This is a genomic window from Solidesulfovibrio carbinoliphilus subsp. oakridgensis, assembly GCF_000177215.2.
Lineage (GTDB): Bacteria > Desulfobacterota > Desulfovibrionia > Desulfovibrionales > Desulfovibrionaceae > Solidesulfovibrio > Solidesulfovibrio carbinoliphilus.
In genome coordinates this window covers 2051871-2078174 of sequence record NZ_CM001368.1, presented here as the reverse complement: position 1 = coordinate 2078174, position 26304 = coordinate 2051871, and the positions used below count along the sequence as shown (strand labels likewise).

Genomic DNA, 26304 nt, shown 5'->3' with positions numbered 1-26304 from the left:
ACTGAAGCGGCCGGGCCGACAGAAGACGCGACCGGCTTTAACGCTCACGCCTGCCTGAGTTTATCCGTTAGTTCGGCCCGGGTTGTCAAGGCCGCTGTCCGGCCCGGGATCATTCTTCCCGGAACTGTTCCACCAGCTCGGCCAGGTGGTGGGCCATGGTGCGGACATCCCCGATGCGGGTGTTGGCGTCGGTGATCTGGCGGGCAATGTCCTTGGACAGTTCGTTTATGTGGTTCACGCTGCTGTTGACTTCCTCGCTGGTGGCGGATTGCTGTTCCGAGGCGGCCGCGATGTTGCGCACCATGTCCGCGATGTGGTTGGACTGCTCGACGATGCGGGTAAGGACCGACCCGGACTGTTCGGCCATGTCCGCGGTCAGCTCGACTTTGGCCTTGGTGTCGTTCATGCCGGAAACCACCTGTCTCGTGCTCTCCTGGATGTCCTTGATGGCCGTTGCCACTTCCGCCGTGGCCGTCATGGTCTTTTCCGCCAGCTTTCGGACCTCGTCGGCCACGACCGCAAATCCCCGGCCGGCGTCGCCGGCCCGGGCCGCCTCGATGGCGGCGTTTAAGGCCAGGAGGTTGGTCTGGTCGGCGATGTCGCCGATGACGGACATGACCTGGCCGATGTTGACGGCCCGGCTTTCGAGCTGGGACAGGGAGCCGGCCAGCACGGCGGTCTTCCGGGAGACCTGCCGGGTCTCGTCCACGGTGCGGGCCACTTCCCGGCCGCCGTCGATGGCCGCCCTGGTGGCCACGTCCGAGGCTTGGGCCGTGTCTCCGGCGTTCTGGGCCACCTCGAGGACCGTGGCGTTCATCTCCTCCATGGCCGTGGCCACCCGGTCGGTCTCGCGGGCGGTGTTTTCCACGCCGTCGGTCAGCTCGGCCATGCGCGAGGTGAGAAGATCGGAGGCGTCGGACAGGTTCCTGGCCACGTGCGTCACCTCGTCGGCCACGGCCAAGAGCTTTTCGCGCTGGGCCCGGATGTGGTCCTTGTCCTTTTCCTCCTGGGTCAGGTCGATCAGCACGCCGATGACCCCGACCACCGCGCCCGAGGCGTTTTTGAGCGGCGAAATCTCGTAGTGCAGGGGAAAGACGTGGCCGTCGGTCCGGGTGAAGCGGGTGAAACCGCTCGAGCAGTCGCCGGTGGCCAGGACCGCGGCGCAGCCCGACCGGCCGTCGTCGCGGATGAAGCTCTCGGACACCAGCCGGCCGAGCATCTCGGCCTCGGTCTTGCCGAGGATGTGCTGGAGCGGGGTGTTGACGAATTCGAAGCGCCGCTCCTTGTCCGCCACGAAGATGGGGATGATGACGCCGTTTAAGATGCCTTTGTTGTATTCGAGCTGGTCTTTCATGGCCCGGACCATGGTGGAGAGGTTCCCGGCCAGGGCCGCGATCTCGTCGGTGCCGGGCACGTCGAAGGACAGGTCAAGGGACCCCTGGCTGATGGCGGCCGACAGGCCGGCCAGCTTTTTCACCCGCCCGACCACGGAATACTTCATGAAAAGAAGGAGCGTCGTCAGGAGCGCGGCCATGCCGCCAAGGGACAGGGCCGCGCTCTTGTACTGGTCTGCGGCCAGGCGCGAAAGCTCGGGCGCGATGTCCTGGACCACGACCATGGCGCCGAGGATGGGCTTGCTCGCGCCGTGGCAGTGGTGGCAGTCGGGCTCGTTGGCCACGGAATTGACGGCCACAAAGGCCTGGCCGCCGGCCCAGGGCAGGATGTCGCCGCCGTGGAAGTCGGCGGCCAGGGCTTTTCGCACCAGGTCCGAGAGGCCCGCGTCCCGGGTGATGTCCCCGAGGTCCCGGCGCAGGGCGGCGTCGTCCGTGGCGTAGGTCACGTTGCCCTTGAAGTCCGTCAGGTAGACCTTGATATCCTTGTGGGCCTTGCCGAGCTTGCCGAACTGGGCGGCCGTCTCGGCGTTCTTGCCAAGGCGCATGGGCTCTTCGATGGCCATGCGCAGCATGTCGCTGACCCGCCTGGCCGTGTGGCCGATCTGGTCCACGGCCCCCTGGCGCTGCCAGTGGGCGTTGGCCAGAAAGAGGCCGGCAAAGGCGACGATGGTGAGCCCGGAGACGAGGAGCAGCACCTTGAGGCCGAGGGAGCGGGAAATGACACCCATCATGGCCTCCTAGTGGGCTCCGGCGAAGAGCATGGGCTTGAAGTTGAAGGTCCGGACCCGTTCGGCGCTGTGGCACCGCTCGCACTCGGACATGGCCAGCTTGGTTTTGATGAGGGCCGGATCGCCGCCCGAATCCACGTGGGCGGCCCCCGGCCCGTGGCAGACCTCGCAGCCGGCGTTGGCCAGCTCGGGCGTCTGCTCGAAGCTGACGAACCCGCCGGGCTGGCCGTAGCCCGTGGTGTGGCAGGCGAAGCAGCCGCGCAATTCCTCGGGGCTGAGCTTGGGGGCCATGATCTTGACCGACTGGGAGGAGTGGGCCTTTTTGGAGTATCTGGAAAACGATTCGTATTCCGTGGCGTGGCAGCCCTGGCAGGCTTTGGAGCCGACGTAGGCCGGAGGCTTTGCCGCGGGGGGGGCGGCGTCGCCGGTCTGCTGGGCCAGGAGGGAGGGGGCCGGACAAACGCATAGGCCTGTCGCCAGCAATGCCGCGATACACAAGCGCCAACGGGCCATGGCCAGGGCTCCTCTGCTGGAGGTGGGGGAAAAATTAGCGTACGGATATCCTATTTGCCGTGTGCAAGCAATACGGATTCCACAAGAACTGGGGTGGGTCACGGTCCCCCGGCCAGGTTTCGGACACGGGGCGGAAAAAGAAACGGCCCGGGCCCTGGTTCGCAAACCAGGGCCCGGGCCGTTTTGTCCGCGTCGGCGCGGGAAACGGGCTACCAGTCGAGGGTGGCCTTGAAGGCCCGGGCCAGCTCCTCGGCCGAGGCGTCGCAAAGGGTTTGCGGGCCGCGGCGCAGGCGAAGGGCCGGCCCTGCGGCGACGGCGCCAAGCAGCCCGCAGGGCTGGCCGGCGAAAAGGGCCTCAAAGGCTTGCCTGTTTTCCGGCGCCACCGTGACCACCAGCCGGCTCTGGGATTCGCTGTAGAGGAGTTCCAGGTCGGTGAGGCCGGGCGTGGCCGGGGCGGCGGCCAGGTCGAGGTCCGCGCCGAGCCGGCCGCCGAGGGCCATCTCGGCCAGGGTGACGGCCAGGCCGCCGTCCGAGCAGTCGTGGCAGGCGGACACCAGCCCCTGGCGCATGGCGGCGTGGAGCGTACGGTAGCGCCGCGAGGCCGAGACGGCCTCGACCTGGGGCACATCGGGCGAGGTGAATCCCAGTTCGTCGGCCAGTTCCGAGGCGCCGAGCTCGGCCAGGGTGGCCCCGAGCACGTAGACCAGATCGCCCGGGTTCTTGAAATCGGACGTCACGACCAGGGAGACGTCGGGCACGAATCCCATGACCGAGAAGAGGACCGTCGGCGGGATGGAGATCTTGATGCCGCCGCCCGAGTAGTCGTTTTTCATGGAATCCTTGCCCGAGACGCAGGGGGTGCGGTAGGCCCGGCAGAAGTGGGCGAGCGCTTTATTGGCGCGTACGAGCTGGGCCAGCTTGTAGCGGCCGTCGGGCGTCTTTTCGGACTCCACCGGATCGCACCAGCAGAAGTTGTCCACCCCGGCCAGCCGGTCCGGATCGGCGCCCACGGCCACGGCGCCGCGCACGGCCTCGTCGATGGCCGCGGCCATCATCCAGTAGGTGTCGATGTCGGAGTAGCGCGGGCAGATGCCGTGGGAGAGGGCCACGCCTTCCGGCCGGGACAGGTCCGGCCGCAGGACGCCGGCGTCGGACGGGCCGTCGCGGCGCACGCCGCACAGGGGCTTGACCGCCGAGCCGCCCTTGACCTCGTGGTCGTACTGCCGGACCACGTATTCCTTGCTGCAGATGTTCAGGCGCCCAAGCATCGTTTCGAGCAGGGCCCCGTGGCCGCCGGCCGGCAGGGCCGGCTCGGTGCGGGCTACGGCCGGACGCTTCCAGGCGGCGGCAAGCCGCATGCGCGGGGTGCCGTCGTGCAGGAAGTCCATGTCGAGGTAGGCCACGGTCCGCTTTTCGTAGTAGACGCGGAAGTAGCCGGAATTGGTGAAGTTGCCGAGTTCCGTGGACTCGACCCCCATCTCCCGGGACAGGCGCATGAAGTCCGCGAACCGGTTCGGCGGCACGGCCACGGTCATGCGCTCCTGGGCCTCGGAGGTGAGGATTTCCCAGGGGACCAGCCCGTCGTACTTGAGCGGCACCCGGTCGAGGTAGAGCTCGCAGCCGCCGGAATCCCGGGCCATCTCGCCGACCGAGCTCGACAGGCCGCCCGCGCCGTTGTCCGTGATGGCGTTATAAAGGCCGAGGTCCCGGGCCCGCATGAGGAAGTCGTACATCCGGCGCTGGGTGATGGGGTCGCCGATCTGCACGGCCGTGGCCGGGGAGCCCTCGTGGAGCTCCTCGGAGGAGAAGGTCGCGCCGTGGATGCCGTCCTTGCCGACCCGGCCGCCGACCATGACGATGTAGTCGCCGGGCAGGGCCTTTTTGACGTAGCTCGGCTGGCCGTGGAGGGTGGCGGGGAGGGTGCCGACCGTGCCGCAGAAGACCAGCGGCTTGCCGAGGTAGCGTTCGTCAAAGACGAGGGAGCCGTTGACCGTCGGCACGCCGGACTTGTTGCCGCCGTGCTCCACGCCCTCGCGCACGCCTTCGAGGACCCGGCGGGGATGGAGCAGGCGCGGCGGCAGCTGGCCTTCAAAGAAGGGCGAGGCGAAGCAGAAGACGTCGGTGTTGCAAAGCAGGTTGGCGCCCATGCCCGTGCCCATGGGGTCGCGGTTGACGCCGACGATGCCGGTCAGGGCTCCGCCGTAGGGATCGAGCGCCGACGGGCTGTTGTGGGTCTCGACCTTGATGCACAGGTGGAGATCCTCGGTGAAGCGGACCACGCCGGCGTTGTCGGAAAAGACCGACAGGCAGAAGTCCTTCTCGCCAAGGGCCTTTCGGATGTCGGCCGTGGCGCCCTGGATGTAGGTCTTGTACAGGCTCTCGATCACCTCTTCGGTGCCGGCCTCTTCGTCGCGGTAGGTGATGGTCGCGGTAAAGATCTTGTGCTTGCAGTGCTCGGACCAGGTCTGGGCGATGCACTCCAGCTCCACGTCGGTGGGGTTGTGGATGAGGCCCCAGGACACCCGGCGGATCTTGTACCCGGGCAGGCCGAAATACTCGCGGATGGCCCACCACTCCTCAAGGGACAGGGCCAGGGTGTGCTCCCGGCCGTAGGCCTCCATGTCCTTTTCGAGCATGTTGAAGAGGTCCGGCACCTCGACCTTGGAACTGGCCTGGCCGGTCACCTGGGCCGCCTGGGCCGGAAAGCCCGGATCGGCGCGCCAGGCGTCGCCGGATTTGATGTGGTGGCGCTGGAGGAGGTCGTTGCCGAGAAGATCGACGGCCACGTGCTTGGCGGCCGCCCGGTCGGGCAGGCCCTCGATGTGGTACTGGACGGCGGTGTAGACGGCGAGCGTCTTGCGGCGGTCGGCCGGCAGGTCGAGGGCGAGGCTTATGGCCTCCTTGGCCGTGCGGGCCTCGTTGTCCGTGACCCCGGGCCGAAAGCCCACCTCGATGACCCAGTCCGTGGCCTCCGGAGCCGGGGACAGGGGGGACAGCGAGGCGACCTGGACCACGGGATCGTGGAGGACGCCGTCCGCGGCAATGCGCCCGGCTTCGTCCGCCGACAGGCCGTCGATGGTGAATATCTTGACGATGCGAACGGCGGTGACCGGCAGATGCAGTTCGCTTTTGATCTTGCCGGCCACCCGTTGGCCGACCACGTCCGTAACGCTTGGGCGAAGGCCCACGGCGACGCGACTGAGCATGGCGTTCCTTTGGTAGAAGGTCCAAGGTGCGCCGGTCCGCCGCCGGCGAGGCCCGAACTATTTGTCCCGGCCGAGCATGGGGGCCAGCACCTGGCCGATCAAGTCGGCTTCCGGCGATGGCGGGAAGACGGCCAGGGCGGCCTGGGCTTTGGCGAGGTAGGTGGCGGCCATCTCCCGGGTCTTTTCCGCGTGTCCGGCGGCAACGATGTTGCCGCGCAAATATTCGATGTCCTCCGCGGACAATTGGTCCTGGCGGAAGTCCTCGGCCAGGCGGCGACGGGCCTCGAAGGGCTGCTCGGCCAGGTAGAGGATGAGCGGCAGGGTGACCTTGCCCTCTTTGAGATCGCCCCCGGTCGGCTTGCCCGAGACCGCGGCCGGCGAGGTGTAGTCCAGGGCGTCGTCCACGAGCTGGAAGGCGATGCCGCAGTTGACGCCAAGGCTCATGGCCGCTTGGCAGAGCCTGGCGTCGGCCCCGGCCAGGATGGCGCCGCAGTGGCAGGCGGCCTGGAGCAGGTAGGCGGTCTTGCCCGTGATGATGGAAAGATAGGTTTCGAGCGGCAGGTCGGTGTCGCGCAGATGGGCGATTTCGAGGATCTCGCCGGTGGCCGTCTGGAGCAGGGCCTCGGACAGGATGCGCGTCAGCTCGGGCACGTCGTACTCGGCCACGATCCGGTTGGCCAGGGCCAAGAGCACGTCGCCGGCCAGGATGGTGTGGGTGGCGCCGAAGCGCACGTGGGCCGACTCCCGGCCGCGCCGCAACGGGGCTCCGTCCACGATGTCGTCGTGAAGGAGTGTGGCGGAATGGAGAAACTCCAGCGAGCAGGCCAGCGGGTAGACATCGTCCTTGTCGTGGCCAAAGGCGCGGGCCACCAGGACGGTGAGCAGCGGACGCAGGCGTTTGCCTCCGGCCAAAAGCACATGGCGGACCACCGGCTGCACCAGGGGACTGAGCGTTGCCGCCGCGTCCTCCAGGTACTCGTTGATGGCCGGGACTTCCCGAGATAAAATGTCCGCGAAATCGCTCATCCGCTGGCGTTTAACAGCATTGGTCCGGGGCTGGCAAGGGGGGGGCCGCCGGGAAATGGCGGCCAACCGCCAGATCGGCCAGGACTTCGAGGGCCCGGCGGCCCGTATCGCCCATCTCGAGGCTCAGGTCCCCGACATAGGCCTTTATATGGGCCTCGATCACGGCCGGATTTTTTTCCCGGGCCAGCAGCCGGGCCAGCGGGGCCACCTCGCCGGGGTGGTCCCGGGCGTCGAGGAGGCTTTGGCGCAAAAGCGCCCCTATGGCCGCGATCTTCTCCGGGCCGAGGCTCTTTTTGGCCAGGATGACGCCAAGGGGCACCGGCGTGTCCGGCAACCGGCCCTGCCACCAGACGCCAAGATCGAGGACCAGACGCAGGCCGTGGTCGGCGGCGGCAAGGGCCGTCTCGTGGATGAGCAGCCCGGCCTCGGCCCGGCCGTCTTTCACGGCGGCCACGATGTCGTCGTAGCGGACCGGCACAAACGGCGCGTCCGGCGGCGGCAGGTTTGGGTCGTCGGCCGCCAGGGCGGCCCGCAAAAGGGTGGCCGCCGTGGTGCGCAGCCCGGGCACGGCCACGGTTTTCGGGCGGCCGGCAAAGCCTTCGGCGACCACGAGCTTGGGGCCGGCCCCGAAGCCGAAGGCTGCGCCCGAGGGCAGGACCGCGTAGGTGGCGGCCAAGGGCGCGGCCATGGCCGCCGAGACCTTGACCACGTCGAAGCGGCCGGCCAGGGCGGCTTCGTTCAGCGTTTCCACGTCCTCGAAGGCAAAGGCGGCCAGGGTGTCCGGCAGCCCGACCCGGCCGAGGATCCAGGCCCCGAAGATGACCACGTCGTTGGGGCAGGGGGAAATGGCGACAGTCATGGCATCCATGGCACGTCCTTGTCAGGAAAAAAGGATGGCAACGGCCCGGCCGAGGGCGGCCAGGGCCCCGGCCAGATCCCAGTCCTCGGGCGGGCGGGCCCCCACCCGGTTGGAGACGGTCCGAAGCTCCAGGAAAGGCAGGCCGGCCACGGCCGCAGCCAGGCCCACGGCGAACCCCTCCATGGATTCGCAGGCCGCGCCGTACCGGCGGGCCAGCAGCGCGGCCCGGGCCGCGTCGCCGGAGACGCCGGCCACGGTGACGCACGGGCCAAAGAGCGTGCCCGGCGGCAGGCTGAGGCCCATGTCCCCGGCCGCCGCCTCGGGAGCGAGCGGCAGGCGGTCGAAGACCGGTCCGCCCCCGGCTCCGGGGAGGGAAAGCTGGGGAAAGCCGATGCCCCGGGGATCGGTGCCGGCTTCCCGGCGCAGGCCGAACTCCGGAAAGGCCTCGGCCGTGGCCGCGACCAGCCCGCCAAGGGGAACGCCGGCCAGGTCGAAGGAGCCGGCCACGCCGCAGTTGACGAGCCCTCCGATCGCGCCCTCGTGCCGGCCGAGGACCCGGCCCACGGCCAGGGCGGCGGCCACCGGGCCGACGCCGGTGACCAGGATCAGGAAATCGCGCCCGCCCCGCCGCCAGGGCACGGCCCGGCCCGGTTCCGGAGCGGCCGGAGCCCCGAGCGGGGCCAGGGCGGCCTTGTATTCCTTGGCCGTGGCGCAGGCGACAAGGAGCCGACGGCGGCCGGAAGGGGGGGTGCCCCTTCCGGAGGTGCCGCCCGGCCCGAGGCCGTGCCCGGTTTCGGGGACGGGCAGGGAGGGAGTGGGTTGGCCCATGGTGCGTCCGGGCGCGGCTTCTAGAGCCGCCAGTAGCGGAAGCCGGCCGCTTCCGCGTCCAGGCGGCCGTAGATGCCCTTGACGTCGATGAGGATGGGCTGGACGCTCGGCCGGAACCAGCCGGCGATTTCTTCCAGCGTAAGCCCCTTGAAGGCGTCGTGGCCGACGGCCACGATCAGGGCGTCGAGGTCCCGCAGCTCGGAGGCGGGCACCGTGGTCAGGCCGTATTCCGCCCGGGCCTCTTCCGGCGAGGCCATGGGATCGTGGACCAGGACGTGCATGCGGAAGTCGCAAAGCTCGTGGATGATGTCCACGACCTTGGTGTTGCGCAGATCCGGCACGTTTTCCTTAAACGTCAGGCCAAGGACGCCGATCCTGGCGCAGCTGGCCCGGCACTCCGAGCGGATGAGCATCTTGATCGTGACCTCGGCCACGTGCTTGCCCATGGAGTCGTTGATGCGCCGGCCGGCCGGGATGACCTGGGGGTGGAGGTTCAGGCTCTGGGCCTTGTAGAGCAGATAGTAGGGGTCCACGCCGATGCAGTGCCCGCCGACCAGGCCCGGCCGGAAGGGCAGGAAGTTCCACTTGGTCTCGGCGGCCTTCAAGACATCGATGGTGTCGATGTCCAGGCGCTCGCAGATAAGCGACAGCTCGTTCATGAGCGCGATGTTGATGTCGCGCTGGGTGTTCTCGATGACCTTGGCCGCCTCGGCCACCTTGATGGACGGGGCCTTGTGGATGCCGGCCGTGACCACCGCGCCGTAGAGCGAGGCGAGGAGATCGGTGACTTCCGGGGTCTGGCCGGCCACGACCTTGACCACGGTGGCCAGGGTGTGGACCTTGTCGCCGGGATTGATGCGCTCCGGCGAATAGCCCAGAAAAAAGTCCGTGCCGGCGGCCAGTCCCGACCCCTTTTCCAGGAGCGGCTGGCAGACCTCCTCGGTCAGGCCCGGGTAGACCGTGGATTCGTACACCACGATGGACCCGGGGGAGAGGTGGCCGGCCAGGAGCCGCGACGCGCCGACCAGGGGGCCGAGGTCCGGCACCCGGTTGGCGTTTATGGGCGTGGGCACGGCCACGATGAAGATCTTGCAGGCGGCCAGGTCGGCGGCCTGATGGGTGAAGCGCAGCGAGGTCGCGGCCAGTTCGGCCGGATCGACTTCCAGGGTGCTGTCCTGGCCGGAGGCCAGCTCGGCCACCCGGGCGGCCTTGACGTCGAAGCCGACCACGTCGAAATGCTTGGCCAGGGCCACGGCCAGGGGCAGGCCCACATAACCCAGGCCAATGACGGCCACGGCCGCGTTTTTCGCGCGGATTTCCTCAAAAGTGATCAATGGTAGTGCTCCTTGCATAGTAAGCGGGGGACCTTTCGGCCGATACCGCAAAGCGGACCGGCCGGCAAGGCAGGCGTATTTACATGTCCCGGCCGACCCCGTAGTCTTTGGGCATGCAATTCGATTGGAAGCTTTTCCTGACGGCGTTGGGGCTGGCCTTTATCCTGGAAGGGCTGCCGTATTTCCTGGGAGCCGAGAAGATGCCCGTGGTGTTGCGCGCCCTGGCCGAACGGCGGCCCGGCGAGCTGCGGGCCCTCGGCATGACGGCCATCGTGGCCGGATTGGCGCTCATTTTCGTGCTGCGCGCGACCGGGGGCTGATCCGTCCCGGGGCCCCGGCAATGCCGGCCCCAGGCCCTCCCCCGGCCCGCGTCCCCCTGTCGATTCCGCTGTCGTCCCTTGCCGGCCGGGGCCGTTTACGCGCCTTTGATGCCGGCATGCAGGAAGACGATGCCGCCGGTCATGGCCCGGTAGGTCACGTCCCGAAAGCCGGCTTGGCGCATCTCGGCGGCCAGCGCATCCTCGTGGGGAAATTCGCTTATGGTCGCGGCCAGATAGCGGTAGGCCTCGTCGTCGCCGGACACGATCTTGCCGATGACCGGCAGGACCCGGCGCAGGTAGAAGTTGTAGCACCCGCCCCACAGCCGGCGCTTGCCGGTGCCGAATTCCAGGACCATCAGCCGGCCGCCGGGCCGGATGACCCGGGCCAGCTCGGCAAAGGCCTCGGGCCGCGGCCGGATGTTTCGGATGCCAAAGGCGATGGTGGCCCCGGCCACGGACCCGTCGGCCAGGGGCAGGGACAACCCGTCGCCCTCGACCGGATGGATGCGGCCGCGGGTTTCCGCCGTCAGTTTGGCCACGCCCCGGGTGAGCATCGGCCGGCAGGGATCGGCGGCCACGATCGTGCGGTCGCCGTGGCGGGCCAGCATGATCGACACGTCGAGCGTGCCGGCGGCCAGGTCCAGCAGGGGCCCCGGCGGCAGGCCCGGGGTCAGCAGGGCCCGGACCATGGCCCGCCGCCAGGCGATGTCGAGCCCGCCCGAAAGCAGGTGGTTTAAAAGATCGTAGGAACCGGCCACCCGGCCGAACATGCCGGACACGCGCCCCGATTCGCCCGGCACGGGGAGATCAGCCATGGTCGCGGCCGTCCCTGGCCTCGCCCTTGGCGTCGCCTGCGGCCTCGGGCCGGCTGATGACCCGCAGCACTTCCGCATAAATGGGGCCGAAGTGCTCGGTGAAGTTGCCGGGGGAGATGCGGCCGGTCTCCACGAACTTGACCACGATCTCCTTGGTCACCTGCAAGGCCAGGTTTTCCCGCTTGTCCATGCGTTCCTCCATCCGTCCCTTGGTACGTCCGCCCGGTCCCCGAACGAGGGGAAGGGGATTGGGCGCGTTTCGCCGGCCAGGGCCTGCCGGCGGCGTCCGGTTACGGGGCCGGCCCCGTCTTTTTTTAAGAAAACCCGCCCGGTTGGGGAAATGGCCTTGGACCGTCCAAGGACAAGGGCCGGGCGGGAAAAGGGAAAAACCAGGGGAGGCACTCCCCTTTTTTGCGCAGCCCCTAGCATGGCCCGGCCCGGACGTCGAGGCCCGGCCAGGGGACGATACCGGCCGTTTTCCCGCCACATGTCACAAATGATATTGTTATTGGCGGTCCTCTGGCCTAGACTCGCCTCAAATCCCCCCTGTCCGCCGCCTGCTCCCTGCCGGTCCGTCCGGAGGCCGGGCTGCGGGAAGGAGCCGTTCTCCCATGCCGTCCTCCCTGCCCATCCCGCCCGGTTCGGCCCTTCCAGCGCCGTGGGGCCTGTTCGAGCCCCTGCTCCTGGTCACCTTCGCCGCCCACCTGCTGGTCATGAACGCGGCCCTTGGCGGCAGCCTGATCGCGTTCCTGACCCCCGGTCCCGGCCGGGGCGCGGCCACGAGCCTTGGCGGCAGGCTGCCCACGGCCGTGGCCGTGACCGTCAACCTCGGCGTGCCGCCGCTTCTGTTCGCCTCGGTCCTCTACGGCCAGTACCTCTACACGGCGGCCATCCTGTCGGCCGTGGCCTGGATGTCGTTTTTCCTGGTGGTCATGGCCGCCTATGCGTTCCTTTACTACGCCCAGCCGCGCCTGTCCGCCCCGGGATCGGGCGTCTTCCTCGTGCCGCCGGTCCTGCTGCTCCTTTTGGCCAGCCTCGTCATGGTCAACGCCTCCACCCTGGCCATCCGGCCCGGGGCCTGGGACGGCTGGTTCGGCCACGAGACGGGGACTTTTTTCAACTTCGGCGACCCGACGTTTTTCCCCCGCTGGCTCCATTTCCTGGTCGCCTCCCTGGCCGTCGGCGGGTTGTTCCTGGCGCTTATCCACCGCCGGGCCGCCGGCCGGGGCGACGCGGAGGCCGGGGCCCGGATGCGGCTCGGGCTTTGGTGGTTCACCCGGGCCACCATGGTCCAGCTCGCCGACGGGTTGGTCTTTCTCTTCACCCTGCCGGCGGCCGCGCGCGGCCTTTTCCTTGGGGGAAGCCTCCCCCACACGGCCCTGCTGGCCCTGGCCGCCGGCCTTGGCCTGGCGGCCCTTTTCCAGGGCCTTCGCGGCGCCCCCGGCCGGGCCGCCCTGTTCGTCGTGGCCACGGTCCTCGGCATGGTCACGGTCCGGGAGCTGGTCCGGCAGGCCCTGCTCGCCCCGGAATTCTCGCCGGCCTCCCTGGCCGTCCTGCCCCAGTACGGGCCACTGGCCATGTTCCTGGCCAGCCTTGCCGGCGTCGCCGGCGTGACCGTCTGGATCCTTGGCGTCTGGCGACGGCCGGCGGGGAGGGGGTAGGGCATGGACTTTCCCGTCTGGCAGAACGGAGCCTTTGGCGGCGGCTTTTTCATTGCCCTCATCGCCGTGCTCCACGTGTTCGTGGCCCACTTCGCCGTCGGCGGCGGGCTTTTCCTGGTCCTGACCGAGGCCAAGGCCCGCAAGGCCGGCAGCGCGCCGATCATGGCCTATCTTCACCGCCACACCCGGTTTTTCCTGCTCCTGACCATGGTCTTCGGGGCCCTGTCCGGGGTCGGTATCTGGTTCACCATCTCGGTCCTCTCGCCCCAGGCCACGCTGGTCCTCATCCGGACGTTCGTCTGGGGCTGGGCCACGGAGTGGACCTTTTTCGCCGGCGAGATCGCGGCGCTGCTCGTCTACTATTACGGCTTCGACCGGCTGGAGCCGGCCAGGCACCAGTTGGTCGGGTTTTTCTACTTCCTGTTCGCCTGGCTTTCCCTTTTTACGGTCAACGGCATCATCGGCTTCATGCTGACGCCCGGCCAGTGGCCGGTGACGCTCGATTTCTGGGACGGCCTTTTCAATCCCACCTTCCTGCCGTCCCTGGTCCTGCGTACGGCCATGGCCCTGCTCCTGGCCGGACTTTTCGGCTTCGGCACGGCCCTTGGCATCCGCGACGAGGAGGCCCGGGAGACCATGCTGCGGGCGGCCTGCCGCTGGGTGGTCTACGCCGCCCCGGTGCTGCTGCTCTCCGGCTGGTGGTATGTCGGCGTCCTGCCGCCGTCCGTGCGCGACTTCGTGCTGCGCCGCTCGACCGAGATGCCGGCCTTGCGCCTGGCCTATCCGGTCCTGCTCCTGGCCGTGGCCGCCGGTTCCCTGGCTCTGGCCACCCGGCTGCCGCTGCCGGTCCGCCGGGCCCTGGCCGCGCTGTTGCTCCTTTGCGGCCTCGGCCTCATCGGCACCTTCGAGACCCTGCGCGAGGCGGCCCGCAAGCCCTGGCTCATAAGTGGGCTGGTCTGGTCCACGGACATCCGTCCGAGCCAGGCCGCGCCCTATGACGCGCCGTTTCTCCCCCGGCTCAAGTGGGCCAAGGTCCGGCAGGTCACGGCCGAAAACAAACTTGCCGCCGGCCACGCGCTCTACACCGCCCAGTGCCTGGCCTGCCACGCCGTGGGCGGCCCATTCAAAGACATCCGAAATTATACCAAGCACATCGGGTCCGAAGGGGTCAGCGCCTTCCTGGCCGGCCAGGGCAAGCTTTTCACCCAGATGCCGCCTTTTCTGGGCAACCCGGCCGAGCGCGAGGCCCTGGCCGCCTACGTGGCCGAAGGCCTGAACGGCCGGCCGCCCGAAAAAGACGAGCCGGTCGCCGTAGAGCCGGCCACCGTGGACCTGCCGGCCTTTGACCCGGACACGGCCAGCCATCTCCTCCTGGCGTTCAATACCCTCGGCGTGGTGGCCACGGCCGGCTGCGACGGCTCGTTCACCCTGGCCGTGCCCGGCAACACGCTGACGGCCGTGCTCGTAAAGCGCGACGTCACCCCCGAGGTGGTCACGGCCAACGTCAGCCTGACCTACGAGGCCCCGGACGGGTTCAAGCATCCGTCGAAACGCTCCGATTTCTGGAAATACGCCAAATCGCTGACCGGCAGGGAGCTGGCCCCGGACATCTCGACCACCGGCCTTGGGCCCGACGGGACCATGGCCGCCGGGGACAAGGTCTTTGCCGCGGCCGGCATCCCGGTCACGCCCTATCCGGACACCGGCGGGGTCAACTCCTATCCGGTCTTCACGGTCACGGCCAAGGACGCGGCCACCGGCGCGGTCCTGGCCACGACCCGGGCCGTGGCCCCGACTTCAACCGAAATGCGGTGCTTTACCTGCCACGGCGGCGGTTTTGCCGTGGACGGCACGACCGGCGTGGCCCCGGACACGGCCCGGGACATCCTCTCGGTCCACGACAAGCGAAACGGCACCGACATGGCCCAAAGGGCCGCCGCCGGCCAGCCCGTGGCCTGCCAGTCCTGCCACCCGGACGCCGGCCCGAACGCCGGTCCGGAGGCCAAGGGCCTGCCGGAACTCCTCTCGCTCTCGGCCGCCATCCACGGCTTTCACGCCAACTACATGACCGGCTCCGACGAGACCGCCTGCGCCAGGTGCCATCCCACTGCGCCGACCGGCGTCACCCAGGCCCAGCGCGACAACCACAACGCCGCCGGCATCGGCTGTCCGCGCTGCCACGGCTTTATGGAAGACCACGCCCTGTCGCTTTTGGCCGCCGAAAAAGCGGCCGGCAAAACGGCGGCGGCCTGGCTCATGGCCCCGCTTGCGCCCCGAAGCGTGCCGGACGTGGCCGCCATCCATCCCCGGGCCGCCTGGACCCAGGAGCCCGACTGCCTGACCTGCCACAAGGACTTCACCCGGCCGGCCAAGGACGCCACGGCCTTTAACGCCTGGACCAAGGACGCCTCCGGCCTTTTCCGCAACCGCCGGGAAGACACCGGCAACATCCCCTGCGCCGCCTGCCACGGCAGCCCCCACGCGACCACCGTGGCCGTCAACGACTACGGCCTGGACGTCAACAACATCCCGTCCATGCAGTACATGGGAGCGCCCGGCGTCCTCGGCTCGGGCAAGCGCTGCGACGTCTGCCACACCGTCCCCATGGAAGGCGGCGACGTCCACCACGCCAACATGGAGCGGTAGGGTAAGACGGGGAGATGCCTCCGGCGGCCGGGAGGGGGTCACCCCCTCCCGGACCCACCCGAAAGGGGACGGGCGTCGGGAGCTCTGCGGCCATTGCGCGGGAGAGGATGGGGGCAGGCTTGCCTTTGGCCGGCGGGTCCTCTAGGGGGAGGAAACGTCATGGGGCGGCGAGGCCGCCTGTCCGGGAGGACCGATGCGAATCATCGGGTGGTTGTTGCTGGCCCTTTTCACATCGGCCCCGGCCCTGGCGGCCGGCATCGTCGTGACGCCGGAGATGCGCCGGGCCATGGAGGAAAAGATGCTCCGGGAATGCCTGCAAAAGGAAGGAGAATTCCTGAAAAAAGGCTACACCAGGACCCAGACCCACGCCATCTGCCGGTGCGCCACCCAGCAGACGGCCGCGCTTTTAAATTCCCGGACCGTGTCCCACATCCTGACCAACGGCACCATGCCGGCCGACATGCAGCGCAAGGTCTCCTCGGCCACGGCCGGCTGCATCAGGACCGTCACCAGGACCATGCCCGTCAAATAGGAACCAGGGCTTCGCCCCGGACCCCGCCGGGACGCTGTCCCGGACCCTGCCAGGGCGCCGCCCTGGACCCGCCGGGGGGAATGATTCCCCCCGGTCCCCCCCGCCTGTGAACGCGAAAGCGGGCCGGCGACAAGATCACCGGCCCGCTTTCGTATCGGGAGTTTCCTTTCCAGGGGGTCCGGGGGGGCTGGAAAATCCCCCCCGGCCGCCGGAGGCATCCCCCCTCCCTTACCCCACTTTGACCAACTCGTAGCGCGGCGTGCCGAGTCCCATGGCTTCGCCGTGGACGAAGGTCATGTCCCCGCGCGTCCACTTCCACAGGGCCGTGAACTTGTCCTCCCCGGACGGCAGGCCGTGTTCGAGCTTGCAGTCCGGGCAGGCGGCCTGCTCGTTGACCAGGTCGCAGCAGGCCTTGTCCAGGGCCACCGGGTCGGTCGAAGCCAGAAAGCCGATGTCCGGCACGATGGGCGCGTCGGACCAGGGCACGCAGTCGCAGTCCGGGGTCACGTTGGTCAGGAAGTTGAAGTAGGCGACCTTCCCGGCCTTACCCGCCACCGCGCCGCAGGCGTATTCCACCATCCGCTCCATGAAGGGCACGATTTCCGTGTGCCAGTCGATGGACATGGCCTTTTTCGGGCACACGGTCAGGCACTCGCCGCAGCCGATGCACGAGGACTTGTCGATGGCCGCCTTCCTGTCGGCCATGGTGGCCGCGCCGACCGGGCAGACGGCCACGCATTCGCCGCAGCCGATGCACTTTTTGGCATCCACGGCAAAGCGGACGCAGTGCTGGTCCTGCTTGCCGGCCCGGGGGGCGCAGCCCATGGCCAGGTTCTTGACCGCCCCGCCGAAGCCGGCCAGCTCGTGGCCCTTGAAGTGGGAGAGGACCACCAGGCTGTCGGCCCGCACGATGTCGCCGGCGATCTTGACCCTGGTGAAGTGCTTGCCGGCGATTTCGACCTCGATGACGTTGGTGCTGTCCAGGCCGTCGGCGATGACCACCGGCGCGCCGAGGACCGCGTAGTCGAAGCCGTGCTCCACGGCCGTCGCGATGTGGTCCACGGCGTTGTGGCGGCTGCCGGAATAAAGCGTGTTGGTGTCGGTGACGAAAGGCCGGCCGCCAAGGGCCTTGATCCGCTCGACCACGGCCCGGGCGTGGGTGGGGCTTATGTGGGTGTCGCAGCCGCGCTCGCCGAAGTGGAGCTTGACGGCGGTCAGGTCGCCCTTGGCGACGATGTTCTCGCAGCCGACGGCCTCGAAGAGCTTTTTGAGCTTGGCCGTGCGGTTCTTGTTGGCCGCCCGGGCGCGCAGGTCCGCGAAAAAGACCTTGGCCGGCTCGCGGGGCGTGTCATTGGTCTGGGTCATGGGGGACTTCCTCTTGCGGTCCGCCGGCGGTTTTTTCGGACCGGCGGTTTTTTCGTTCCAGATCGTCCAGCCGGACGGCGTGTTCTTCCAGCCGCTCCCGGGTCCCGGTAAGATGGCTGTCCAGAAGCCGTTCCAGGACCGGGGCCGAGCGCAGGTGCAGGTCGGCCTGGGGAAAGGCGATCTCGATGCCGGCCTGGCGGAAGAGCCGGTCGATGGCCTCGCGGATGGCGCAGGCGGCGGTCACGGCCCCGGCCACGTCGGCCAGCCAGACCCGCAGCCGGAAATCGAGGGTGCTCGGGCCGAAGTCCCAGTGCAGAACGGTGGCAGGCGGATTGCCGAGGACCGCCGGGCAGGAGGCGGCGGCCGCCAGGAGCAGCTCGCGCACCTGCCCCGTGTCCGAGCCGTAGGCCACGCCCACGCCGATGTCTCGGCGCACGCTCGGGTCCCGGTGGCTCCAGTTGACGATCTTGCCGGAAACCAGCTCGGAGTTGGGCACGAAGACCGTGGCGTTTTCCGTGGTCAGGACCTCGGTGTTGCGGATGTTGACCTCCTTGACCACGCCCGTCGCATCCCCGAGCTGGATGGTGTCCCCGGCCTGGACGGACCGGCCGAAAAGGAGAATCAGGCCGCTTATGAAATTGTTGACCATGGTCTGCAGGCCGAAACCGATGCCGACCGACAGGCCGCCGGCCACCACGGCCACGCTCGTCAGGGACAGCCCGAGCACGGACATGGCAAACAGGGCATAAAGCCCCCACCAGCCGTAGGTGTTGATGGTCAGAAGCGAGGACTTGGCCCCGCGCTCGATGTCCCGGCGGCGGGCGGCCACGCCGGCGATACCGGCTGCGGCCAGGGCCATGCCGGCCCGGGTGGCGTAGAAACCGGCGAGCAGGGAGGCGATTTTCTTGAGGCTTATGCCCACGGATTCGATGTGGGTCTCGGTGGTCAACAGTTCCAGGAACACGTTTTCCCCGCCGAACTGGGTGGAAAGCAGCCACAGGAAGAGGAAAAGGTAGGTGAGGAAGAAAAACGGATACCCGGCCGCGGCGGCGACGGCGAACAGCAGGTGCGGCTTGGCCGGGTGGCGGTCCGTCTCCCGGTGATCCAGGAACCGGGTGGTCAGCCCGGCGTAGCGCAGGGCCAGGCCGACGTAGAAAAGAAACGACGCGCCAAGGACGGCGGTCTGGGGCAGGCCGCAAAGGGCCAAGCCGGCCAGGAGCGGCAGCAGGAAGGCGAGTGCGGTGGTGATGGCCCGGTCCAGCCGCTGCCGGCGCGGGGTGGCCTTTCGCCGCTTGAAAAAGGCGACGGCCGCCACGGCCAGCACCACGGCCAGGATGGGACCCATGAAGACTTCCGGGACGCGGACCGCCTCCAGGAGCAGGCCCAGGGCGAAAAGGCGCCAGGTGGGCCACAGGATCGGCGGCCGGGGCGGCGCGGCCTCGCTTGGCCGGCGCAGCCGCGACAGGTGGACCAGGGAGGCGGTCAGCAGGATCTCCCCGATGGAGCTTAGGCCCGTGAAAAGGAAAAAGGGCGCGCGCTGGGCCACGGCCAGGAAAAAGACCCCGGCCGCCACGCACCCCCCGGCCTTGACGATGGTCCCCGGGTTGACGGACGCCTGGACCCCGCGCCGGGACAGGCGGGCCACGACCAGGGCGGCGGCCAGCACGGCCAGGGCCAGCCCGCCGCCCGTGGCCGCGCCGCGCCAGAGCTCCCGCTGGTTGTGGCGCGTGCGCAAGAGCTCGCCGCAAAGGCCGATCCACAGGTCCCAGTCCTCGAGGTTCTGGGACAGGGCCTGAAGGAAGGAGGCGGAGACGGGCGAGGGGAAAATTTCGGTGTAATAGGCCTTCCAGCTCGCGGCCAGATTGGCCTGCAAGGCGGCCTCGGCCTTCGCGACCTGGCCGGCCAGGTCGCGAAGGGTCGAGGTCTCGTCGGCCACGGCGTCGCGGGCGGCGGCCACGCTCTCCCGCAGGGAGGCGATGGCCTGGCGGGACGGTTCGATCTCCTGGCGGAAGCGTTCGGGCACTTCCTGGCGCGTGATGTCGTCGAGCCGGTCCTTGTAGGTCTCGAGGGCCAGGACGCTCTGGTCGAGGCTGGCCCAGACCTGCTGCGGCTGCTGGGCCAGGCGGGCCACCTCCCGGCGCAGCCTGGCGAAACCGGCCAGCACGTCGCGGATTTCCCACGGGTCCGAAGCCGTGGCCTGCCACAGGGCGAGCCTGGCCCGCTCGCGCAACAGCTGCTCCAGCGCCTCGGCCTCGGCGGCCGCCTCGGCGGCGTGGCGGCTTTTGAATTCCTCCAGCCGGGTGTGGACGATCTGATCCTGGCGGCGCAGGGCCTCAATGACCATGCCCCAGTCGTTCTCGTCCGCGGCCCGAAGCGGCAAGGGCCCGGCCAGCGCCAGGCCCAGGGCCAGGCACAAAACCAGGGCTCCGGCCAGGCGGCTGGCGGACAGGAAGGCGCGGCAGGGCGTCATGTCCGGTTTGATACGGCCTTGGCCGGCGGCTGTCCATGCCCCGGCCGGGTCAGGAGCCGGCGGATTTTTTCCCGCCCTGGCCGACGGCCCACTTGACCTGCCGGCACACGCCCATGAGCAGGTTGAATTCCTGGCGCCGCAGGCCCACCCGGTCGATGAAGCGGCGCACCGGCAGCATCCAGTAGTCCGGGTTGTCGGCCTTGAGAAAGTCGATGGCGAGAAGCGTCTCGCGAAGGGCGGCGAAAAGCGATTCCCGCTCGGCGTGGGTGGCGGCCCGGGAGGGCGTCTGGCCGGCCACGTCGCCGGCCAGCCCGCTGGCCGCCTTGAAGACCTCGTAGCAGACCACCAGCACGGCCTGGGCCAGATTGAGCGAAGTGGCCTCGCCGGCGGTCGGGATGTTGACCAGCCGGCCGCACAACTGGGTCTCCTGGTTGGAGAGCCCGGCGTCCTCCGGGCCGAAGACGACGGCCACGCCGCCGCCCGCGCCAAGGGTCCGGCAGATGCCGTCGGCCGCCTCGGCGGGCGTGACCTCGCCCTTGCGCCAGCCGCCGAGCCGGGCGGTGGTGCCGTAGACCGCCTCGGCCCCGGCCACGGCCGCAGCCAGGGTGGGGACGATTTCGAGGGTGTCGAGGAGCAGGCCGCCCTTGCTCGTGGCCATGGGCCGGGCCCGGTCGGGATCGAAGGCCGGCGGATCGACCAGCACCAGGCGGGAGACGCCCATGTTGGCGCAGGCCCGGGCGGCCGCGCCCACGTTTTCCGAAAATTTCGGCCGAAATAAGACGATGGTCAGGTTGTCGAGCATGGGGTGTGTGGAGGAGAAAAAGGGTTATGGGGCGCGTCAACACCGGAAGATGCTTTTTCGGCGCCTTCCGTCCGGCCACCCTAGCCGCGATGGCGCCGGTTGCGCAAGGCGGCGGGCCTTGCCCGGGCCCTGCCAAGGCGGCTATGGAAAAGAAGGCCGCGCCCGGGCGGCCGACGCGACCGGATCACCGGACAAGGAGCCGCCATGCTGGAACGCTTCAGGCAACGCGCCCGCGGGGACAAGGAGCTGACCGAAGACCAGTCCGCCTTTCCGGTCAAGTCCGGGTTCACGCCGTACGTCATCGTCTATTCCTGCGACGGCACGGCCGTGACCGTGCGGCGTTACGACCGGCTGGAAGAAGGGGAGCCGGAACTCGCCCCGGACAAGGTCAACTGGGTCCGGGTGGTCGGGGTGCACGACGAGGGGCTGGTGCGGACCGTGGCCAAGCGGTTCGGCATGCATCCGCTGTTGGTCGAGGACGTGCTGTCCACCGGACACCGGCCGGTGATGGAGGACTACGACACCCTCGAATTCGTGCTCCTGCGCCTCCTTGGCTACGACGAGGAGGAAAAGCGCGTCCTGGCCGAGCAGGTCTGCCTGGTTTCCGGGGAGGGCTTCGTGCTGACCTTCCAGGAGCGCGAGGCCAACCTGTGGGACGAGCTGGCCGGCCGCCTGGAAAAGGGCGGCGGCAGACTGGCCAAGCGCGACCGGGTGCATCTGACCCACGCCCTCATCTCGTCCATCCTCGACGAATACATCCTGACCCTTGGCCGGCTGGCCGAGGACATCGAGGAGCTGGAACAGCTGGTGCTCTCCGGCGGCAACGGCGACACGCTCATGGAGACGTACCGGCTCAAGCGCGAGGTGCTCTTTCTGCACCGGTCGCTGTGGCCGCTTCGCGAGGTGCTCCTGCGCTACGTGCCGGGCGAGGCGGGCGGCGGGGGCGCGGCCGAGGACCTTCTCTGGAACGACATCCGTCAGGATGTCTACCAGGTGCTCGACGCGGTGGAGACCTTGCGCGAGATGCTGTCGGAAATGGTGGGGCTGGCCATGACCAAGGCGGAGTTGCGCATGAACGCCGTGGGCCAGTATCTGACCCTTGTGGCCACGATCTTCTTGCCGCTCAATTTCCTGGTCGGCTTCTACGGCATGAACTTCGACACCCTGCCGTTTCGGTCCGAACCCTGGAGCATCTACGCGCTGATGGCCGTCATGGCCGCGACCATCATTGGCATGACCCTTTATTTCTACCGCAAACACTGGATCGCCGGCGCCAAGGCCGTCGAATAACACCCTGAAATAGTTCTCCATCGATGGAGGAGGGTGGATCGTTTGACCCTTCCAAGGCACTTCGGGCTTTTGCCATACCCTTGACTAGAATACTATTCTAGGATCATATTCCAAGCATGTCCCCCAAACAGACACGCGCTGCCACTTCTGGACGACGCCAGGACATCCTTCGTGCCGCCCTGGCCTGTTTCGCTGAACTCGGCTTTTCTCGAACCACGATGGCTGATATCCGCCGCCGCTCCAAGTCGAGCACCGGCAGCGTCTACCACCTCTTCAAGAGCAAGGAGGATCTGGCCGCTGCCCTCTATCTCGAAGGTATCACCGCGTATCAGGCAGGATGGATTACCGCCCTGGAGGCCCGGACGGACGCCCGGGAAGGCCTTCAGGCCGTAGTTGCCTATTGTCTTGAATGGGTCGCCCATAACGAGGACTGGGCTCGCTATCTCTTCGGCCAACGTCGTACCACACTTTCACCCGCCGCCGAGGAAGAGTTGCGGGCCGCAAACGAGAAATTCCTGGGCCGGGCGGCCAGGTGGTTTGCCGCCCAGGTGGAGGCTGGCCAATTGCGGCCACTCCCCCCGGACATCACCATAGCGCTGATCGCCGGACCGTATCTGGAATTTATGCGTCAAATCCTGTCCGGTCGAACCGAAACACCCCTTAACGAGGCTGCCAACCTCCTGGCTGAAGCCGCCTGGAGGGCGTTGGCGGCCCGCCACGAGAGCCCACCCCCGACCGGTCGTGAGCACGGGGGAGACACATAACCATTGTCGAGAAACCCGCCACCAAGGAGAACCTGTCATGCGGCACATCGCCATGGTCTATGACACCGTTTCCGGTTCGACAGCCGACATGGGCGCCATTATCCGGGATGTCTTGCGCCAGGAAAGCACAGTGACCACCTTGTCTGTGAATGCCAGTGATTCATTGGAGTCGTATGATGCGGTGATCATCGGCAGTCCCATGCGCTTTGGCTGGTGCACCTCCAAGATGCAGGCGTTCCTCAAAAGACATAGCGCTCAGCTTGCCCACAAAAAGGTCGCCTTCTTTTTCAGCATGCTCTATGTGGTTCGTATCGCGGAAGAGCCGGCCGATGAGGGACGTCTCTTTCTCGATCCGGGCTTGGCGATCGCCACCATCCCGAAAAAAGCAGCTACCGGCATGGATAAAACGCATTCCGTGGGTTTTTTCCAACGACGCCGTTGCCACAACGCGCCTACCATCGACCCGGTATCCATCGCTTATTTCAAGGGGCGGTTGGTGCTTGAGCGCTTGCCGCTTTTTGAGCGTCTCTTCATGAAAATGGTGACCACTTTCACGAAAAAGGAACAGAAAGGGGAATTCCTGAATCCGGCGGCGGTGCGAGGTTGGGCAGAGGAGCTGGCGCACCGGTTGTGACGGAGGGCCTCGTGACTGTCGGGGGACCAGCAGGGAACGGCGGCGGCGGTGGCGATGGGGAAGGTGGACTTCTTTTGCCAGGTGGTTCACCAAATCCCCGGCCGTCGGAGGCCTCTTGCTCCTCTTTTAAGGTGCAGCGGCCGAGAGCAGGGCGGCGGCCAGGTCGGGGTGGGCGACGACGGCGGTTTTGGGGCAGAGTTCCCGGGCCCTTTGGCCGAGATCGGACCGGTCGGTGACGAAGACGCAGCGCAGGTCCGCCGCCATGCCGGCCAGGGCTTCGAGCAGGGCCAGGCCCGAAGGGCCGCCGCAGCAGGCGAGGTGCGGCCCCTGGCCGAGGTCCAGGGACAGGGCCGCATCCAGGGCGCGCAGGCCCTCGGCCGGGGAAAATTCGTGCGAAACTTCCTGATGGGTGGCCGTCGGGGTCACGGCCACGTCCAGGCCGTCGTCCTCCACCCGGAAGTGCTCCCGCTCGGGGTCCACGGCGTCCACGATGTTGTGGACGTGTTCCAGGAGGCCCAGGGAGGCGTCCTGGCCGATGGTGCCAAGGACGTCCTGGCGGGCGACAATGGTCTCCCCGCGCCGGAACTGGAGCCCGGAGCCGACGTAGGCAAAGGCCCGCCAGCTCGGATCGGCCAGGAGCATGGCCAGGCGGGCGTTGATGGATTCCAGCAGGCTCGACTTTTGAAGCGACAGCGGCGAGGCGCTCTCCCGGCCCGCGACGTCCACGATCTGCCGGCCAAGCGAGGCGGCGTAGGCAAAGGCGCGCGGCGGCACGGTGGCCAGATCGGCGATGCCCGGGCCGGCCAGCGGGGCCTCGGACCAGAGGACCGGCCGGCGGGCCCGGGCCGTGGCGTAGCGGGAGAGCGCCACGGCGTTCCAGGCCGGCTGCACGGCCGTGACGAAGCGTTGCCCCGGAGCGCGCAAGACCGCGTCGCAGTCGCACAGAAGCAGGCCCACCGCCGGCCCGGACACCTCCCGCAGCCCCTGGCGCAGGGCCTCGCGAAAGCCGTGGTGCCGCCGGGCCAGGTGCTTGAGCAGGGCGTCGCGCCCCTCTTCCAGGTAGAGGACGTCGTTTTCGAGCTGGTGCGTCTCTTCCGACAAATCCAGGCGTAGGGACTGGTCGTCGCCGCAATCGAGTTCGGCCCGGCCGTCGCGGTCCGCGGCCTCGTCCAGGGCGGCATGGCTGCGGGCGAGGCCGGCCTGGACGTCCAGGGGCACGGGCCGGCCGGCCAGGACGGCGGTGGCGGCCTCCCGGCGCAGGGCGGCCGTCTCGGCCATGAGCGTGGCAAAGGCGTCCAGGGTTTCGAGGGCGGGCGGATCGGACGGGTGGTGCTTCATGGGGAGTTTCCTTCTGGTATTTCACAAGAAAACGGGCCGGCTGGCAAAGGAAAAATGCGCGGCCGGGCAGGCGGCCGGCACCGGGTGTCCGGGGCCGGGGGGGCGTTGTTGCCTCGGACCCGGCCCTGGGCTAGCATGGGGAGCCGGTCGGGCCGTGTGCGAAGGCGGCGATTGGGTGAACTTGAAAAGGAGGCAGGCATGCGGCTTTTGACGCGTTCGGACTTCGACGGCCTTATCTGCGCGGTGTTGCTCAAGGAAGCCGGCATCATGGACGAGTGGGTGTTTGTCCACCCCAAAGACGTGCAGGACGGCAAGGTGGCCTGCGGCCCGGACGACATCCTGGCCAACGTGCCCTACGCCCCGGGCTGCGGCCTGTGGTTCGACCACCATTCGAGCGAGGACGACCGCCTGGGCGAGATCGAATTTACGGGCGCCTCCAAGCACTATCCGAGCTGCGCCCGGGTCATCTGGGAATACTACGGCGGCCACGACCGGTTTCCGGCCCGGTTCGACGAGATGCTGGACTACGTCGACCGGTGCGACAGCGGCAACCTGACGCCCGACGAGGTGGCCGGGCCCGAGGGCTGGATTCTTCTGAGCTTTCTGATGGACCCGCGCACCGGCCTTGGCCGCTACCGCGACTACCGCATCAGCAACTACCAGCTCATGATGCACCTCGTGGAACGGTGCCGCACCGAGCCGGTCGAGGCCATCCTGGCCGATCCGGACGTGGCCGAGCGGGTGCGGCGCTACTTCGAGCAGGAGGAGCAGTTCGCCGGCATGCTCACAGCCCGGTCCCGGATCGACGGCCAGGTCCTCGTGATCGACCTGCGCGACCAGGACGAGATATTTACCGGCAACCGGTTCACGGCCTACGCCCTTTTTCCCGAGGCCAACGTCAGCGTCCAGGTCATCTGGGGCAAGGCCAGGCAGAACGTGGTCCTGACGGTCGGCAAGTCGATTTTCGACAAATCCAACCCCGTGGACATCGGCCGGCTGATGCTGGCCCACGGCGGCGGCGGCCACAAAAACGTCGGCACCTGCCAGGTCCCGGAAAGCGAGGCCGAGCGGGTCCTCGAGGACGTGGTGCGCATTTTGAACGGCGGCGTGGACGGCACGGCCCATGCCTGAGGCGTCCGGGATGCCCGGCACGGCCTCCAGGCCCGAGATCCGCGTCCTCGGCCGCGTCGCCTACGACGTGGCCCTGGCCCTGCAGCAGGAGACGGCCGCGGCGGTCAAGGCCGGGGCGTCCGCCGGCGTGGTCTTCCTTCTGGAACACGATCCGGTCATCACCCTCGGGTCCAACAAGCCCAGCAACCGGGTCCTGTGCGCGCCGCCGGACGTGACGCTGGTGGCGACCGACCGGGGCGGCGGGGCCACCATCCACAACCCCGGCCAGCTGGTCGTCTACCCGGTGGTGGGCCTGCGGAGCCTCGGCTTTGGCGTCAAGACCTTCGTGGCCTGGGTGCTGGACCTGGGCCGGCAACTGCTCGAAACCTATGGCGTTGCGGCCGAGTGCCGGCAAAATCCGCTCGGGCTGTGGGTGGGGGTGCGCAAGATCGCCTCCCTCGGCATCCACATCTCCCGCGGCGTGGCCACCCACGGCCTGGCCGTAAACCTCGACAACGACCTGGCCCTTTTTGACGCCATCGTGCCCTGCGGCCTGGCCGGCGTGGCCATGACCTCGGCCGCCGCCGAAACGGGCGCCCCTGTGGACATGGGAGAAGCCCGGGAGCGGATGCGGGCCATCGTCGCGGCCGGGTTGGATCGTCTTTAAGC

The 26304-nt window shown here is 68.4% G+C and carries 22 protein-coding genes; 9 read left to right on the top strand and 13 right to left on the bottom strand.

Annotated elements, in window-relative coordinates; translation table 11 throughout:
* Positions 1-109: 109 nt before the first annotated feature.
* The 7 genes from DFW101_RS09020 to DFW101_RS08990 all read right to left on the bottom strand — a co-directional run bounded on the left by DFW101_RS09020 (position 110) and on the right by DFW101_RS08990 (position 9888).
* Positions 110-2122, bottom strand: a complete 2013-nt coding sequence (locus DFW101_RS09020) for a methyl-accepting chemotaxis protein (RefSeq protein ID WP_009181201.1) — start codon at positions 2120-2122, stop codon at positions 110-112.
* A gap of 9 nt (positions 2123-2131) precedes the next feature.
* Complete coding sequence (locus DFW101_RS09015) at positions 2132-2635, bottom strand: cytochrome c family protein (RefSeq protein WP_009181200.1); 504 nt, start codon at positions 2633-2635, stop codon at positions 2132-2134.
* A 209-nt stretch (positions 2636-2844) separates the two neighbouring features.
* Complete coding sequence (locus DFW101_RS09010) at positions 2845-5841, bottom strand: AIR synthase-related protein (protein ID WP_009181199.1); 2997 nt, start codon at positions 5839-5841, stop codon at positions 2845-2847.
* Positions 5842-5898: 57 nt separating this feature from the next.
* Positions 5899-6867 carry a polyprenyl synthetase family protein gene (locus DFW101_RS09005; RefSeq protein WP_009181198.1) on the bottom strand — a complete coding sequence of 323 codons (969 nt, stop codon included), beginning with the start codon at positions 6865-6867 and terminating at the stop codon, positions 5899-5901.
* Between the two features lie 10 nt (positions 6868-6877).
* Positions 6878-7735 carry an MqnA/MqnD/SBP family protein gene (locus DFW101_RS09000; protein ID WP_009181197.1) on the bottom strand — a complete coding sequence of 286 codons (858 nt, stop codon included), beginning with the start codon at positions 7733-7735 and terminating at the stop codon, positions 6878-6880.
* Positions 7736-7747: 12 nt separating this feature from the next.
* Positions 7748-8554: a futalosine hydrolase gene (gene mqnB, locus DFW101_RS08995; protein ID WP_009181196.1), complete on the bottom strand. Its 807-nt coding sequence runs from the start codon at positions 8552-8554 to the stop codon at positions 7748-7750.
* 20 nt (positions 8555-8574) lie between these two features.
* Positions 8575-9888: a nucleotide sugar dehydrogenase gene (locus DFW101_RS08990; protein WP_009181195.1), complete on the bottom strand. Its 1314-nt coding sequence runs from the start codon at positions 9886-9888 to the stop codon at positions 8575-8577.
* 113 nt (positions 9889-10001) lie between these two features.
* On the opposite strand from DFW101_RS08990, the gene DFW101_RS08985 reads away from it, so the two are divergent.
* The gene (locus tag DFW101_RS08985; protein ID WP_009181194.1) at positions 10002-10208 is read left to right on the top strand and encodes a DUF2065 domain-containing protein; all 207 of its coding nucleotides are present in this window, start codon (positions 10002-10004) and stop codon (positions 10206-10208) included.
* A gap of 95 nt (positions 10209-10303) precedes the next feature.
* Here the strand turns inward: DFW101_RS08985 and DFW101_RS08980 are convergent, their stop codons facing one another.
* On the bottom strand, positions 10304-11023 hold the full coding sequence (locus tag DFW101_RS08980; RefSeq protein WP_009181193.1) for a ubiquinone/menaquinone biosynthesis methyltransferase: 720 nt from the start codon (positions 11021-11023) through the stop codon (positions 10304-10306).
* Positions 11016-11213 carry a hypothetical protein gene (locus DFW101_RS08975; protein ID WP_009181192.1) on the bottom strand — a complete coding sequence of 66 codons (198 nt, stop codon included), beginning with the start codon at positions 11211-11213 and terminating at the stop codon, positions 11016-11018. Before DFW101_RS08975 ends, DFW101_RS08980 begins: the two co-directional genes overlap by 8 nt.
* A 421-nt stretch (positions 11214-11634) precedes the next feature.
* Between DFW101_RS08975 and DFW101_RS08970 the strand changes: the two genes are divergently transcribed.
* From DFW101_RS08970 to DFW101_RS08960, 3 genes are all read left to right on the top strand, one after another.
* Positions 11635-12684 carry a hypothetical protein gene (locus tag DFW101_RS08970; RefSeq protein ID WP_009181191.1) on the top strand — a complete coding sequence of 350 codons (1050 nt, stop codon included), beginning with the start codon at positions 11635-11637 and terminating at the stop codon, positions 12682-12684.
* Between the two features lie 3 nt (positions 12685-12687).
* Positions 12688-15330, top strand: a complete 2643-nt coding sequence (locus tag DFW101_RS08965) for a cytochrome ubiquinol oxidase subunit I (RefSeq protein ID WP_009181190.1) — start codon at positions 12688-12690, stop codon at positions 15328-15330.
* A 193-nt stretch (positions 15331-15523) separates the two neighbouring features.
* A complete protein-coding gene (locus DFW101_RS08960; protein WP_009181189.1) occupies positions 15524-15862 on the top strand; it encodes a hypothetical protein in 339 nt (112 codons plus the stop codon).
* A gap of 228 nt (positions 15863-16090) precedes the next feature.
* Here DFW101_RS08960 and DFW101_RS08955 read toward each other — a convergent pair whose 3' ends face one another.
* From DFW101_RS08955 to DFW101_RS08945, 3 genes are read right to left on the bottom strand one after another with little or no spacing between them, the layout of a single operon-like run.
* On the bottom strand, positions 16091-17227 hold the full coding sequence (locus DFW101_RS08955) for a DUF362 domain-containing protein (protein ID WP_009181188.1): 1137 nt from the start codon (positions 17225-17227) through the stop codon (positions 16091-16093).
* The gene (locus DFW101_RS08950; RefSeq protein WP_009181187.1) at positions 17211-19697 is read right to left on the bottom strand and encodes a mechanosensitive ion channel family protein; all 2487 of its coding nucleotides are present in this window, start codon (positions 19695-19697) and stop codon (positions 17211-17213) included. The genes DFW101_RS08955 and DFW101_RS08950 overlap by 17 nt, the downstream gene beginning before the upstream one ends.
* 49 nt (positions 19698-19746) lie before the next feature.
* Entirely contained in the window at positions 19747-20499 is a 753-nt protein-coding gene (locus DFW101_RS08945; protein WP_009181186.1) for an RNA methyltransferase, read from the bottom strand.
* Positions 20500-20703: 204 nt separating this feature from the next.
* Between DFW101_RS08945 and corA the strand changes: the two genes are divergently transcribed.
* The 3 genes from corA to DFW101_RS08930 all read left to right on the top strand — a co-directional run bounded on the left by corA (position 20704) and on the right by DFW101_RS08930 (position 23187).
* A complete protein-coding gene (gene corA / locus DFW101_RS08940) occupies positions 20704-21789 on the top strand; it encodes a magnesium/cobalt transporter CorA (protein ID WP_009181185.1) in 1086 nt (361 codons plus the stop codon).
* A 116-nt stretch (positions 21790-21905) separates the two neighbouring features.
* Positions 21906-22553 carry a TetR/AcrR family transcriptional regulator gene (locus DFW101_RS08935; RefSeq protein WP_009181184.1) on the top strand — a complete coding sequence of 216 codons (648 nt, stop codon included), beginning with the start codon at positions 21906-21908 and terminating at the stop codon, positions 22551-22553.
* A 37-nt stretch (positions 22554-22590) separates the two neighbouring features.
* Complete coding sequence (locus DFW101_RS08930) at positions 22591-23187, top strand: flavodoxin domain-containing protein (RefSeq protein ID WP_009181183.1); 597 nt, start codon at positions 22591-22593, stop codon at positions 23185-23187.
* A 126-nt stretch (positions 23188-23313) separates the two neighbouring features.
* On the opposite strand, the gene DFW101_RS20155 is transcribed toward DFW101_RS08930, so the two are convergent.
* Positions 23314-24525 carry a hypothetical protein gene (locus DFW101_RS20155; RefSeq protein ID WP_009181182.1) on the bottom strand — a complete coding sequence of 404 codons (1212 nt, stop codon included), beginning with the start codon at positions 24523-24525 and terminating at the stop codon, positions 23314-23316.
* A gap of 198 nt (positions 24526-24723) precedes the next feature.
* Here DFW101_RS20155 and DFW101_RS08920 point away from each other — a divergent pair, with 198 nt between their 5' ends.
* Together DFW101_RS08920 and lipB are read left to right on the top strand one after the other, a co-directional pair.
* Positions 24724-25656 carry a hypothetical protein gene (locus tag DFW101_RS08920; RefSeq protein WP_009181181.1) on the top strand — a complete coding sequence of 311 codons (933 nt, stop codon included), beginning with the start codon at positions 24724-24726 and terminating at the stop codon, positions 25654-25656.
* Positions 25649-26302, top strand: a complete 654-nt coding sequence (gene lipB, locus DFW101_RS08915) for a lipoyl(octanoyl) transferase LipB (RefSeq protein ID WP_157137630.1) — start codon at positions 25649-25651, stop codon at positions 26300-26302. The genes DFW101_RS08920 and lipB overlap by 8 nt, the downstream gene beginning before the upstream one ends.
* Positions 26303-26304 lie beyond the last annotated feature (2 nt).